The following is a 14,091-nucleotide window of genomic DNA, read 5'->3' as shown; positions in this document are numbered from 1 at the left end:
TTACACGGATGAAGTTTCGTCCAGGATGTTCTTGGCTTCAAGGACGTGCATGGGGACGAAAGCGAAGTTCCGGATCAAGTTTTTTGGGGGAGAACATGTCAATCACCGTCTATGCCAAGCCACATTGCCCACAATGCAACGCCACGAAGAGGCAGCTGGACAGAATGGGTGCTGACTATTCCGTTGTTGACCTTACCCAGAGCCCTGACGATCTCTCACGATTCGTATCTCAGGGATTCCAGCAGGCGCCTATAGTCGTTGCTGGTGACGATACCTGGAGTGGCTATCGCCCAGACTTGCTGAGCAAGGTTTCCGAATTGATCAACGCCTGAACCGTTCTTCCTCTTTCATATGGGAATGCCGCACGGAATTGTTTTCCGTGCGGCATTCCCATATGTGAGTCGCATTCGTATGGGGCAGCGTCCATTGCACGTTGCCCCAATATTGATTCGCAGTCGATCAGTACGCTGCGAGAATGTCCACGACGAAGATAAGCGTTGAATTCGCCGGAATGCTGCCCTGAGCCGTCGACCCGTAGCCTTCGTCGGGGGGAACTATCAGCAGGACCTGAGATCCGACGGTCTGTCCGGCGAGACCTTTCTTCCAGCCTGTGACGACTTCGCTCAGGCTGAAGTCGCTTGCCGTGCCGTTATCCCATGAGGAATCGAATTGCTTGGCATTGCTTGCGAGCCAGCCCGTGTAATTCGCGCTGATGGTGTTCGTGCTCTTGACCTTGGCGCCGTTGCCCTTGATGAGGGTTTGCACGACCAATGACTTGCCGGGCTTATATCCATTCAGATCGATGGACGGCTTGCCATTGGAAGCGAGAGTGACCTTGGGAAGATTCGAAGGAATGTCCGTTACCTTTGTGCCTTCGGCACGTGTGATTGCCTTGGACCTTGAAACGAAGGTGAGGGCCATGATGTATGAGCCGGATGAAGATGTCGTCTGCGAAGTGTCAGTCGAGGCGATTGCAATCGTCGTATTGATTTTCTGCCCCGCGAACAGGTCGTACCGTGTTGAGCCAAGCGAGGCTGAATTCACGACGACGTCGCATTGCGGCGTGTTGGCTTCCCAAGTCGATTGAACCTGCTTTCCCGTTTCGGCGCTCAACGCGATGCCTTGATAGCAGACGCGATCTCCCTTCTTGATGGTGGCTCCATTTCCCTCTTGAAGGATCGCAGAGGCTCCGTCGGTTGCCTTCAGGGGAGTCTTGAAGGAGATGGTCGGCTTCTTGCCAAGAGTGCCCTTTGCGGTCACTCCCGTCAACTTTGCCGTGGACGTGCTGCCCGTGGCCGTGCTGGTGGTGGTCGGTGAGGCGCTTGAGCTGGAGGAGGATTCGGGGGAGGAGCTGGAGCTGCTGCCGCACGCGGCGAGCGAAACGGCGAGTGTGAGCGAGCAGACCGTCGCGAACAGTCTCAGCAGAGGAGTGATCTTGATATGTTGATGCATATGAGTCACTCTAATGCTCGACACTGATTTTCCCTCGTGCCACCGATTATGCCGCCGACTGCAAGCATTGATAGGGGGAGACTGTAGAATGGCGGTGTTATGAATGTAGATGAACAGACAAAGCGCCGAAACTCGGCAGGTGAGCAACCATCCCGCCATAGCAAGGTCATGCGTGGCGTGGTCACGCCTGCCCTTGGAATAATCGCAGTTGCATTCATTATTCTGGGGGTTCTGAACGCAACGATATGGCAGCCCACACGGCGGGTTGTTGCCAAGGCCTCGACGAATTCGCAATATGTGGTCACTGACCCCGGTGTCCTGCAGGTCGTCGATTCGAAGGTCAAGGTCAAGGTCGTCGCAAGGAACGACGATGCACGCGTATGTCTTGCACTCGGTTCACCACAGGATGTCACCGGATGGCTCGGCGATGAGTCGTATACGCGCCTCACCGGCCTTTCCAGCTGGACCGCTCTGAGCCATCGCAACGTCGCTTCCAGCGCCGACTCGACAAGCGATGCGGTCAGCTTCAGTGATTCGGATCTCTGGTCAAGGGTCGTCTGCGGCGATGGTGAGGCCGAGATCACGACATCGGAGGGAACGGCAGGACAGGTTCTGCTCATCAACGCAGACACGGCCTCGTCGGATGCTTCCTCGTCATCAAGCGGTGAGACTGCCGGTCAGCAGACAAACCGAGCCACCATCTCGATGGACTGGACGCGTCAGAATCTTCCTGACTATGCGATGCCGTTCTATTTCGTCGCAGGACTGCTGATTGCCGCTGCGATCCTGGCAGCGAGCGTCTTTGCCATTGATCCGAGCAGACGGCGCAAGCAGCAGAATGAGTCTGAGCTCAAGAAGATCGAAGAGACGGAAATGAGCGTCATGGAAGCGGTCGCTGGCGCAATGCGCCCTCTGGCCGGTGAAATCCGTTCGACGTTCAGGAAGACCCCTGAGAGCCACAAGCGCCATGCCCATGGCAGCTCTTCGAAACGCACGAGGAAACGTGTTCAGAAACGTTCATTGAATCATAAGGGCCGTGCGCATGCCGTGCGGCCAAGTGACGACTCGCAGCTTCCAGCGACGCCGCGAGTCATCGATGTCGGCTCCAAGAACATGGTCGCCGCACAGCAGACGGAGACTCAGGCACAGGGACATGCACAGAGGAATGAGGCGCCAGTTCCATCGGTCGCTTCCAAGAACCATGACAGGCTTTCTTCGCTGCTGAAGGGTTCTGGCCAATCTTCCTCAAGCTCAGAGGAAACCGCAGTGATCAGCCCTGAGGAACTGCAATCGTACTTTGCGCGTTTCACCGCGGAGACCACAGGCGAGATTGCAGCACTGAAGGATGGGGCGAAGTCCGACCACGATCCGGCCGTGAAGGATGTTGGCCACGGTGCACAAGGCAATGGTGACGATGAAACGGCCAATGCCGACGACAAGGATACAGAAAACAGGGATGAAGAAGACAGTCACGACGACGGCCGCGATGCGGCAGAGCATGGAGGTGAGTGAGATTCGCATGAGAAAGCATATAGGGAAGATAGGTGCCTGCATTCTGGCAGCTGGACTCTGCATTTCCTTGGCTGCCTGCGAGGGTCAGGTTCCTGTGGTGAGCGCGCCGTCAACATCCGCATCCGCATCGCCAGATTTGACACAGGATCAGGAAAAGCGCATCAGGCTGCGAATCCTCGATGCTCTGGAGAAGGCGAACGAGGCAAAGAATCCGAAGGGAATCAGCGAATATGTCGGTGGTCCCCAGCTCCAGATTCGGACCAGTGAGCTCAACATCGCCAAGGCTTCGGGTGATTTGGACAACAAGACGACGATTCCGAAGCAAATCACCCAGACCGTGATTCCGACCGATTCGGGATGGCCACGCTCCATCTTTACGATCACCACCACGACCGCCGACCAGCAATCCAAGCGTCTGCTGGTAATGTCACAGGACTCGGCTGGTTCGAACTACAAGCTCTGGGGCGTCGCCCGTCTATTCCAAGGTGCGCAGTTGCCAAAGTTCGCGGTGCCGACAATCGGCTCCCAGATGGGAGACGCAGACGATACCGGCCTGGTGCTCACACCATCGAATGCGGTCAGCCGCTATGCCGATGTCCTGCAGAATGGTACCTCAAGCAAATATGCCAGCGACTTCACATCGGATTACTTCCAGCAGGACCTCAGCAAGCTTCAGCAGACCGTGCAGGAAGGCATTGAAGCCAACAACGGCACACAGAAGCAGACTTTCAGCGCGGTCCCTGGCGCGATCAAGATCATGAGATCGTCGGATGGCGGCGACCTGGTGGTTGCACAGATTGATTCCATCTGGACTCGAACCGCCGGCCAGGGTCGTGAATCGTTGCCCGCCTCGGACGATGAGAAGGCGCTTTTCGGCAAGACGACGGCGACGAGCACCATCAGGGTGACGTATGTCAACGTCATTGCGATGTATGTGCCACCTGCAGGGGCGGATGCGAAGATAAGCGCCGTTGGCGCGGAGCGGCAGGCAATCAAGGTAGAGGCGCTGTAGTTCCCATGTCGCAGGCTTCGCAGCAGGCTCAGTGGCATGGGGCTTGGGGACGGGGGTATGAGCATGGGGTATGAGCATGGCAAGGTGATTCGACTGTTGGCAGTGGGTCGTGGACATCAAGCGTTATTGTCACAAGAGTGTGTGAAGGGAAGTAGATATGGCCGATAGCAACAAGCAGTTCCAACCTGGAGTTTCGTTGGCGGGGGCGGTCGATCTGGAGGCTTTGGCCCACCAGGTCAAGGCCAAGCCAGGAGAGCAGGGAGGTGCGCCCTCTGCGGGTGGATATGTCATCGATGTGACGACTTCGAGTTTTCAGGCGGTTATGCAGACATCGGGAACCTTCCCGATTCTCATGCTGCTCTGGGTCCCCTCGGACAGCCGCCTGTTCCCGATGGTCAAGACGCTTTCCGATGCCGTGAATGGGCAGGGGGGCAAGGTGCAGCTCGCCAGGGTCGATATCTCGACGCAGACTCAGATCGCACAGGCGTTCCGCGTTCAGGAGGCGCCTGCCCTCTTTGCGCTGGTCGGTGGAAGACCGATGCCCATCATGCAGGGAATGCCTTCGGATGAAGAGCTTGGCCAGGTCACCGAGGAATTGATTCCTCAGGTGATTCAGCTCGCTCAGCAGTCGGGAATCACGGGGACGGCACCATATCAAGGAGACGACGAGGACGCCGCCAATCAGAATAGTGAAGGATCCGATTCCGAGGAGCATGCCATTCCACCCGAGCATGAGCACGCATATGCCCTGGCACAGCAGGGAGATTACTCGGGCGCTGCGGAAGAATACGGGAAGGTCCTGCAGTCAGATCCCTCCGACAAAGTCGCACAACGAGAACGCGCCAAGTCGCTGCTCCTTGCACGCTCCGGCAATGCCGACGTCAACGATGTCCGCAGGACTGCCGCCGACACCCCGGATGATCTGGCTGCTCAGCTTGCGGTCGCCGACATTGACATGATAGGCGGCCAGATACAGGATGCCTTCGAGCGACTTCTGGACTTTCTGCAGGCGCATCGTGCCGATTCGCAGGAGATACGTGAGCGATTGCTTGAATACTTCGCGATTCCCGATCCCTCGGATCCCAGATTGGCCCATGCACGTCGCCGTCTTGCCACATTGATCTACTGACATGATCTGCAAGTGGCGCGTCGACATTCCTGCCTGCGTCTGAGAGCTTCAAAGACCTTATTCGGTTGCCTGACGGTCCCTTGGCCGCCAGGCAACCGAATGCCTGGCATGGTGCGTCAGACAAGCGAATGAATGGCTGGATGCCAGGGATCTACGCCGATTTCCGCAGGTGGCACGATGTTCATGCCTGGTTCAGTGTTCAAAAGAAGTGTTCTTCCCGAAATTCTGCATGAATTTCGGTCCCTCTGTGGCCAATTCCATTTCAAATTCGTCTTTCCACTGTGTATATGGATGTCCGGCGAGACCATCATTGGAGAATCTCGCATCATCCGTGATTTCGGAAATGCAGAAGCGTGGAATGACGAGATTCGTCACAGGTCCGCTGCGCTCGGCCTCCGCAACGACCAATGGGTGGTTCTTCGCTCCAAAGATGTCGACATCCCAGCCATCCTCGGCGATCCATGCACTGTATCGATTCTTGATGATGGGAATTCCACCTCTCGCAACGAGCTCGGCCGCGATTCCGGCATCGATGTCGCGCTCTGCCTCGTATCGCGTTCCACCGACCGCTGGGCCCTTGACTGTCACGAAGGCCTCAGTGAAGGCATCCCGGTATCTTGCCATCACTGCCAGCGGATCGGTGGCCTCATTCATCTCGACATGCAGACCGTGAGCCTGGAGCCGAACCCTGAGCGCAAAATTATCCGCATGCACGTAATAGCTTTGAATGATCAGGATAGGGGCGTCCCCATCGTTGAGGTAGTCGGGGAACTCCCGGCAGAAGAATCTCCGCTCATATTCGAAATCATTCATATCTTCGCGCATATGACAATTGTATGGGGATTGCCGAAAAAGCCACACGGAAAGGTGATTTTCGCTTTCGGACGCGAAAGAATGGGGAGACGCCTCGCATGCGCGAAATTCGGGATGACACCGTTGGGCAGGTGTAATAGTATGGTGGGTTGCGCGTCGTCGCACACGGGTTCGTAGCTCAGTGGATAGAGCGTCTGTCTCCGGAACAGAAGGTCGAGGGTTCGAATCCCTTCGAGCCCACGTCTATCTGTGCCCCATCACGATCGTTTCCAAATCTGGGGCATGCAGACAGTTTCGCGACATTCACCCGACTATTGAGGAGACGACATGCCAGACAACATCAAAGAGGTTTCAACAGCATATGCTCCAGCTGCCCTGGGAGCATACAGCCAGGCCGTGAAGGCCAATGGCTTCGTGTTCGTCTCGGGCCAGCTTGGCATCGATCCCACAACCGGCGAGCTTGTCGGCGATTCGGCAGGCGAGCAGGCACTGCAGGCCTTGAAGAACATCAAGAACATACTTGACACGGCTGGAACGGGCATTGAGGGAATCGTCAAGGCAACGATCTATCTCAAGAACGTCGAGGATTTCAAGGAGGTCGACGAGCAATACGCCGCCGCCTTCATCGGATCCGTGAAGCCTGCACGGGTCGCCTTCGGAAACAACTTCATTCCCAAGGGCGCCCTCGTCGAAATCGATGCCATCGCCGCAGAGTGACCGAGTGGCGTTCGCTGGGAAGTCAGTGTGTCTCAGTCTTGGCTAGACTGGGTTAAATGAGTCCTGAAGCACTTGGCGCATTGATCGCCTCCCTTATTGAACAACTGTTCGCTGCACGCAAGACTGGAAGTCTGACAGAGTCGGACATTCCAGCTGCGAGCAAGATATCCGTCATGCGGCCAAAGGACCGTGCCCATGGCGATTGGGCGACGAACATCGCTCTTCAGCTTGCGAGGAAAGCCGGTTTGAAGCCTCGTGATTTCGCTCAGCCGCTGGCTGAATCGCTTATGGCTTCGGATGGGATCGCGTCCGTCGAGGTTGCTGGACCGGGATTCATCAATATAGTGCTCGAAGCATCCTCGGCCGCTCAGGTCATAGAGACGGTGCTTGAAGAGAAGGATGGTTTCGGCACCAGCAAGGAATTCGCTGGGCAGACGCTTAATCTCGAGTTCGTCTCGGCCAACCCGACCGGCCCGATCCACATCGGAGGCACTCGATGGGCGGCGATCGGAGACTCGATGGCGAGGATACTCGCTGCAAACGGAGCGAAGGTCGTCAGCGAATACTACTTCAATGACCACGGCGAGCAGATAGATCGCTTCGCCAAGTCGCTTGTGGCGGCTGCGCATGGCGAGCCGACGCCATCCGATGGCTACAAGGGCACCTACATCAATGAGATTGCCGAACGGGTCATAGCAGAGGCGAAGTCAGATGGCGTCGACGCGCTCGCCTTGCCGCGAGTCAGGGACGACGAGGGCAATGAGGGAGACAGCGAGCAGCGCGAGGAATTCCGTAGCCGTGCCGTGCCCATGATGTTCGCGGAGATTCAAGATTCGATGAAGAACTTCAGGGTTCATTTCGACGTGTGGTTCCACGAAAACAGCCTCTATCAGTCCGGTGCAGTGCGCAAGGCGATCGATGAGCTTCGCGACCAGGGCGACATCTATGAGAAGGATGGCGCCACATGGTTCGCGTCGACCAGATATGGTGACGACAAGGATCGCGTGATCATCAAGTCGGACGGCAACGCTGCCTATATTGCCGGCGATATCGCGTATTACCTCGATAAGCGCAGACGACCTGAACACCCTTGCGATGTTGCGATCTATATGCTCGGCGCGGACCATCATGGCTATATCGGCCGCATGATGGCCGTATGCGCCGCCTTCGGCGACGAGCCAGGGAAGAACATGCAGATACTCATCGGTCAGATGGTGAATGTCATCAAGGATGGCAAGGCGGTGCGTATGAGCAAGCGTGCCGGAAACGTAGTGACGATAGATGACCTGGTCGGAGCCATAGGCGTCGACGCATCCCGATATTCGCTCGCGCGTACCGATTACAATCAGAGCGTCGACATTGACCTGAACCTTCTCGCATCGCATTCGAACGACAATCCTGTGTACTACGTGCAATACGCCCATGCTCGCTCATGGAACGTGGATCGCAACGCCCAGGCCGCAGGCGTCGATGCGTCGCAGGCGGATCTGGGTCTGCTCGATACATCGGCCGACGAGGATGTCCTGGCGGTTCTTGCCTTGTACCCCTCCGTGGTGCTCACCGCTGGTGAACAGCGTGCCCCGCATCGTGTGGCTCACTATCTCGAGCAGCTGGCAGGAGCGTACCATCGTTGGTATAACAGCGAGCGTGTGGTTCCCATGCCCCTGACGGACTCCGAGGAACGACTTGATTCTCAGCGGCGCCAGGAATTGGCCACTGCGAAGAATCCTGAACCGGCCCGCGCCGCAGCGCGTCTCAAACTCAACGATGCGGTGCAGCGAGTTCTTGAAAATGGATTGGAATTATTGGGCGTCGAGGCGCCGGAAAAGATGTGAACCATGAATGCAGCACCAGGCATCACACCAATTTGGCCATCAGGCACCAACGTGTGCAAGGGGCAGATGCGCTTTGGCGGAATCGGGGTCGCCGAGCTCGTCGAGCGCTTCGGGACTCCGGTGTATCTGATGGACTTGGACACCATGGTCGGCAGGGCGCAGTGGTTCCGCGATGTTGCCGTCACCGCCTTCCCCAACGTGACGACGCATGTCAGCTATTCCACGAAGGCTTTCATCAGCAAGGAAGTCGTACGTCTGCTGCTGAGGCAGGGACTGTTCATAGATACCTGCAGCATGGGTGAGATGCGGATAGCCCTAGCTGCCGGCGCTCCTGGCCGTCGAATGGTGCTTCATGGCAACAACAAGTCGGACGATGAGATAGCGCTCGCGATCGAGCAGGGTTTCGCGAAGATCGTTGTCGACGAACCGGACGAGCCTGCACGGATCGCCGCCATTGCCCACCGTCTCGGCAAGGTGGCTCGAGTGATGCTGCGAGTCACCGTCGGCATACATGCCGGCGGGCATGAATATATCTCAACGGCGCATGAGGATCAGAAATTTGGCGTTCCGCTGCTGAAAGGCGGCAGCGATCCGACGATGTTGGAGATTGACTTCTCCGCTGGGGCAGGCGGGCCATCTCGGTCGACAGGCAGCCGTTCTGCTGATGGGAGCACCGCATCGCGGCGGCTTTCGTCGCTCTATGCGCATACGCCGCAAGAGGCAAGGGAGAACAGCGACGACGAACTTGCAAGGGCCATGGATGCGATTGCCGATGGACCTGCGCTTGGAGTGCTGAAGGACATTCACAGTCGGAGCGAGGATCTGGAACTCGTCGGCATTCATGCCCATATCGGTTCACAGATACATGATGCGGCGGCATACGCCGAGTCTGCGAAGCGTCTGATGCTGCTGAGACGCACCTTCTGGGCGACCGATGGGTTCATGCTGCCTGAGGTCGATCTGGGTGGTGGATTCTCGATCGCGTATACCGATTCCGATACTTCGATGGACATTGAGTCCACGATGGCAGTGCTGTCCGATGCCATCTCGGCCACGACGCAGCGCCTTGGATTGCCGGCCCCCGTGCTTTCCTTCGAACCGGGGCGTTGGATCGCGGGACCTTCAGGCGTCACGCTCTATCGGGTGGGCACCGTCAAGCCTGTTCGGCTTTCGGACGGTACGGTCAGGACCTATGTGTCGGTCGATGGCGGCATGAGCGACAACATACGACCCGCGCTCTATGGTGCCGATTACGCGGTTCGCTTGGCGAACCGGTGCGGAAGCGACAGCACGATGCTCGTCCGTGTGGTTGGCAAGCATTGCGAATCGGGTGATGTGGTCGTGCATGATGCCCAGCTGCCGGAAGACGTTCAGCGTGGCGACATTTTGGCCGTGCCCGTCACGGGAGCCTATTGCCGTACCATGGCAAGCAACTACAATCAGCTTCCCACGCCTGCGGTCATTGGCATCAGCGAAGGAAAGGCACATGTGCTTATCAAGGCGATGACCATCGAGGATCTTCTCGCGCTGGATCAGGATTGACGCTTTCATGCTCTAGTCAGGCTGATTTCGTAGGATGAAACCAGATCCATCATGCTTTTCTCTTGTGGGAGGACATACCAGTGTCAGAAAACAACAACATGCCAATCCGTGTCGCGCTGCTAGGAGCGGGAACCGTTGGCTCTCAGACGGCAAGGCTCCTGGTCGAGCAGAGCAAGGAATTGGCAAGCCGCATCGGAAGGCCGATGGAGTTGGTCGGCATCGCAGTGCTCGATCCGGGTGCGGTCACTGACCCATGGATAGACAAGTCGCTGCTGACGACAGATGCCGCCGAACTCGTCACCCGCGCGGACATCGTCATCGAACTGATAGGCGGAATAGAGCCTGCACGCTCATTCCTGCTGAAGGCGATTGAATCGGGAGCAAGCGTCGTCACTGCCAACAAGGCGTTGCTTGCCAAGCATGGTCCTGAGCTCTATGAGGCCGCTGCCAGGCATGGCGTTGACATCTATTTCGAGGCAGCCGTCGGAGGGGCCATTCCGATCGTTCGCCCGCTGCGTGAATCTCTGGTGGGAGACAAGGTCTTGAGCGTCATGGGCATCGTCAACGGCACGACGAATTACATTCTTGACGAGATGACGACCAAGGGCATCGATTTCGACGAGGCTCTGAAGGATGCCCAGGCCAAGGGGTTTGCCGAGGCTGACCCGACCGCCGACATAGAGGGGCAGGACGCTGCGGCGAAGGCCGCGATCATCGCCCTGCTGGCATTCCACACCGACGTGCGGATAGACGATGTGCCAGTCGAGGGCATCACGCATGTCACGGCCGGTGACATTGCCGCTGCAACTGCCGAACATAAGATAATCAAGCTTCTGGCGGTCGTCCAACAGACCGATGCCGGCATTTCGGCTCGTGTGTATCCGGCGTTGCTGGACGAACAGCACCCGTTGGCAACCGTTCATGGCAGTTTCAATGCCGTGTTCGTCAAGGCTGAGGCGGCGGACGACCTGATGTTCTATGGACGCGGTGCCGGTGGAGCGCCGACGGCCTCGGCTGTGGTCGGCGACGTGGTCACCGAGGCGCGTCATATCGCACAGAAATCGCTTGGACCCGTGATCCCGATCTATGCCAACCTTCCCAAGGCACCTCTTGACGCTTCGAAGGCGGCTTTCGCCGTACGCTTTCTGATTCATGACAGGCCGGGTGTGCTCACTGCGATTGCCAAGGAGTTCTCGGACCGTGAGATTTCGATCAACGGCGTGAACCAAGACATCAAGCCGACTCAGCATGATCCAGGCTATAGCGGAGAGGTCCAGCAGCTGCGGATAGTGACCCATCTGTGCGACGAGATCACCTTGAGGCAGGCCGTCGATGCGGTATCCCGCCTTGATGCAGTGACAGGAGATGCATCGATAATCCGCGTCTTGGATTGAAACCGGCAAATTCACTTTCGACACTTTATTTCGAAGCCCTGCGACGTTTCGCGCGGGTGCCGCCGCACGGCGGCGATCCGCAGACTGGAGACCTGATGATGAGCGAATCAAATATGCCGACGACGGTTGATGGCGATACAGACACGATTCATGTGTCCGTTCCAGCGACAAGCGCCAATCTTGGCTCTGGCTTCGACTCCTTCGGCCTGGCCCTGGACAGACGCGATCATGTGACCTTCACGCTTGGCGATGTCGGAGACAGCAGCATCGAGGTTGAGATTAGCGGCGAGGGCGATCGAAGCCTGCCGCGGGACGAACGCAATCTTATCGTTCGGACATTCCTTGACATATCCGAGGAGTTGGGACTTCCACGCAGGTCTTTGAAGATGGTTGCCAATAATAGGATTCCGCAGGCTCGCGGCATGGGATCGAGCGCGGAGGCAATCGTCACGGCGACAGCCGCAGCGAAGGCATTCGCCCAGGATCGTGCCAGCAGCCTTGACCGTGAGTTCGTGTTTGCGCGTGCGGCTCGGATTGAGGGACATCCGGATAACGTTGCACCTGCGGTCTATGGAGGATTGACTGTCTCATGGCAGTATCGTCAGGATGGGCGCATATCCGATGCCGCGGCTTCGGATGGGAGGCGTATCGACCCCGCCGTCGCGGATTTGCGTGCATCTGGATCGGGCGCAGGCATGTCCAGGATTGTCGAGGGATTCCACACGGTCAACTATCTCGTGTCCCCGGAGATATCTGCATATGTCTTCGTCCCGGACTTTTCGCTTTCCACCAGCAAGGCAAGAAAGAGTCTGCCCGACAGCATCCCATATGCGGATGCCGTCTTCAACATCTCACGCGCCGGCCTGCTGCCAGCCGCAATGGAATCGGCTGGAGGAGACAATTCGAATGAGCTGCTGTTCTACGCGACCCAGGATCGTTTGCATCAGTCATACAGGGCAGATCTGATGCCTCAGTCCTCGGGTTTGATGCATTCGCTACGAGCTCACGGCTTAGCGGCTATGATTTCTGGTGCAGGTCCTTGCGTGATCGTGCTGCATTATGGCGAAATAGGTCAGGAGTTGAAGCAGCTCGCTGGGGAACAATTGGAATCTGGGCACTGGGTCTTGCTCAATCTGCCGATTGATTCGCAGGGCGTGCGCGTTACCAGAGACTAGGGTAATGGGAAACGGGAAGTTTGCGGAGTACGGAAGTTAAGGGAAGCAGAAGTTACGGATGCGTCGTATTGCATGCCGCGATGCGACTGTCACCATGCATTGAATGACATGGATGGACGATGGGGCGGCTGTGTGCCGCGGCCAGGCCGAGTAACGTATGCGCGTAAGAGGAGAACAATGGCATTACCGCTGATTTTGGCATCACATTCGCGTCCAAGGCGTGACTTGCTCTATAGCGCAGGCATATGCCCCATGATTCGAGAATCGCACGTTGATGAGCGTGCTGTGATACTCGACATGGCAAAGAGGCAGAACGTCAATCCGGATCAGATTCCAGCGCAGGAGCGCGTCGCCGCACTGTCGCGGGCAAAGGCGCAGACCGTCGCGTCATCGTTCAAGGAAGTGAGGGAAGCGGCGAGGAATGCGCGTGGATATCGTCAGATCAGCACCCCACTCAAGGATGGTCATGGAACCATAAGTGCAGTCGAATCCATGCAGGAGGCCATCAAGTCGCAGCGGGCGATGGGAACGATGCAGGAGGGACCTCTGATCGTCGGATGCGACTCGATGTTCACTCTTGACGGTGTGACATATGGCAAGCCGCACACCGAGGAACGGGCGAAGGAACGCCTGCGGCTGATGAGCGGTGCCACGGGAACGCTCTGGACCGGTCATTGCCTCATAGACCTTGCCAGCGGAAGGGAACTCCATGCCGTCAGCTCGGCTCAGGTCACATTTTCAGAATTGAGCGCGGACGACATCGAGAGCTACGTCGCCACAGGAGAGCCGCTTGAGGTTGCCGGTTCGTTCACGCTTGAAGGCTTCGGCAGCGCATTCATCTCTGGGATCCAAGGCGATCCGAGCGGCATCATCGGTCTGAGCGTGCCGACCTTGCGAGATATGGTCGAGAGCCTTGGAATCCGGTGGACGCAGCTGTGGAACCTTACACGTGACGAAAAGAGCCCGTCGAATCCTGACAACCCCGTCGCTCCCAAGGACAACGTGCACCAGCCTGGAGACGGCTGGATCGAATGTCTGTGTGGCCACAGGCACTGGGGTCTCAATGGCGCCTCGGGCGTGCTTCTTGCGCGTCGTGACGCCGATACCGGCGAGGTGACCGATGTTCTCCTTCAGCATCGCGCTCTGTGGAGCGCCGAAGGCGGCACTTGGGGAGCGCCGGGTGGAGCGACCTCGGACGGTGAGAGCCCCTTGGAGGGAGCACTGCGGGAAAGCTTCGAAGAGGCGAACATCCATCCCGATGACATCGAGGTCGAGGGCTCATATCTTGAAGATCACGGACCATGGGGCTACACGACGGTGTTCGCCTTTGAAAAGCCCGGACATACGGTCGTTCCGAAGGCTAATGATGACGAGAGCCTTGAGGTGGAATGGGTTCCGCTGTCAGAGGTGAAGAATCGCACGCTGATTTCGCCGCTGCAGCAGGACTGGGATGAATTCGTCAAGCGTCTGCAGGAGATCTCTCGCAGAAAGCTCAACGATCAGCTCTAAT

Annotated in this window: 12 protein-coding genes and 1 tRNA gene; 11 read left to right on the top strand and 2 right to left on the bottom strand. The window is 57.6% G+C overall.

Annotated elements, in window-relative coordinates; genetic code table 11:
• The first annotated feature begins 95 nt into the window (after positions 1 to 95).
• A complete protein-coding gene (locus tag QN062_RS04390; RefSeq protein WP_369342375.1) occupies positions 96 to 332 on the top strand; it encodes a glutaredoxin domain-containing protein in 237 nt (78 codons plus the stop codon).
• 127 nt (positions 333 to 459) lie between these two features.
• Here the strand turns inward: QN062_RS04390 and QN062_RS04385 are convergent, their stop codons facing one another.
• Complete coding sequence (locus tag QN062_RS04385) at positions 460 to 1,452, bottom strand: FKBP-type peptidyl-prolyl cis-trans isomerase (RefSeq protein WP_369342374.1); 993 nt, start codon at positions 1,450 to 1,452, stop codon at positions 460 to 462.
• 99 nt (positions 1,453 to 1,551) lie between these two features.
• Here QN062_RS04385 and QN062_RS04380 point away from each other — a divergent pair, with 99 nt between their 5' ends.
• The 3 genes from QN062_RS04380 (at position 1,552) to QN062_RS04370 (ending at position 5,105) form a co-directional block, all read left to right on the top strand.
• Positions 1,552 to 2,964, top strand: coding sequence for a hypothetical protein (locus tag QN062_RS04380; protein ID WP_369342373.1), 1,413 nt, complete (start codon positions 1,552 to 1,554; stop codon positions 2,962 to 2,964).
• 7 nt (positions 2,965 to 2,971) lie between these two features.
• Positions 2,972 to 3,976 carry a hypothetical protein gene (locus QN062_RS04375; protein WP_369342542.1) on the top strand — a complete coding sequence of 335 codons (1,005 nt, stop codon included), beginning with the start codon at positions 2,972 to 2,974 and terminating at the stop codon, positions 3,974 to 3,976.
• Between the two features lie 157 nt (positions 3,977 to 4,133).
• Entirely contained in the window at positions 4,134 to 5,105 is a 972-nt protein-coding gene (locus QN062_RS04370) for a co-chaperone YbbN (RefSeq protein ID WP_369342372.1), read from the top strand.
• Between the two features lie 192 nt (positions 5,106 to 5,297).
• Here QN062_RS04370 and QN062_RS04365 read toward each other — a convergent pair whose 3' ends face one another.
• Positions 5,298 to 5,918 carry a hypothetical protein gene (locus QN062_RS04365; protein ID WP_369342371.1) on the bottom strand — a complete coding sequence of 207 codons (621 nt, stop codon included), beginning with the start codon at positions 5,916 to 5,918 and terminating at the stop codon, positions 5,298 to 5,300.
• Positions 5,919 to 6,085: 167 nt separating this feature from the next.
• On the opposite strand from QN062_RS04365, the gene QN062_RS04360 reads away from it, so the two are divergent.
• From QN062_RS04360 to QN062_RS04330, 7 genes are all read left to right on the top strand, one after another.
• Positions 6,086 to 6,158 (top strand) — tRNA-Arg (locus QN062_RS04360).
• A gap of 87 nt (positions 6,159 to 6,245) precedes the next feature.
• A complete protein-coding gene (locus tag QN062_RS04355) occupies positions 6,246 to 6,635 on the top strand; it encodes a Rid family detoxifying hydrolase (protein WP_369342370.1) in 390 nt (129 codons plus the stop codon).
• Between the two features lie 56 nt (positions 6,636 to 6,691).
• Complete coding sequence (gene argS / locus QN062_RS04350; RefSeq protein WP_369342369.1) at positions 6,692 to 8,470, top strand: arginine--tRNA ligase; 1,779 nt, start codon at positions 6,692 to 6,694, stop codon at positions 8,468 to 8,470.
• A gap of 3 nt (positions 8,471 to 8,473) precedes the next feature.
• Complete coding sequence (locus QN062_RS04345; protein WP_369342368.1) at positions 8,474 to 10,012, top strand: diaminopimelate decarboxylase; 1,539 nt, start codon at positions 8,474 to 8,476, stop codon at positions 10,010 to 10,012.
• 98 nt (positions 10,013 to 10,110) lie between these two features.
• Complete coding sequence (locus tag QN062_RS04340; protein ID WP_394854739.1) at positions 10,111 to 11,406, top strand: homoserine dehydrogenase; 1,296 nt, start codon at positions 10,111 to 10,113, stop codon at positions 11,404 to 11,406.
• A 95-nt stretch (positions 11,407 to 11,501) separates the two neighbouring features.
• Positions 11,502 to 12,581, top strand: coding sequence for a homoserine kinase (gene thrB, locus QN062_RS04335; RefSeq protein WP_369342366.1), 1,080 nt, complete (start codon positions 11,502 to 11,504; stop codon positions 12,579 to 12,581).
• Positions 12,582 to 12,758: 177 nt separating this feature from the next.
• Positions 12,759 to 14,090, top strand: a complete 1,332-nt coding sequence (locus QN062_RS04330; RefSeq protein WP_369342365.1) for a Maf family nucleotide pyrophosphatase — start codon at positions 12,759 to 12,761, stop codon at positions 14,088 to 14,090.
• The last annotated feature ends 1 nt before the right edge of the window (position 14,091 follow it).

The sequence above is a fragment of the Bifidobacterium sp. WK012_4_13 genome, from assembly GCF_041080835.1.
Taxonomy (GTDB): Bacteria; Actinomycetota; Actinomycetes; order Actinomycetales; family Bifidobacteriaceae; genus Bombiscardovia; species Bombiscardovia fermentum.
This window is presented reverse-complemented; position numbering and strand designations above follow the sequence as displayed.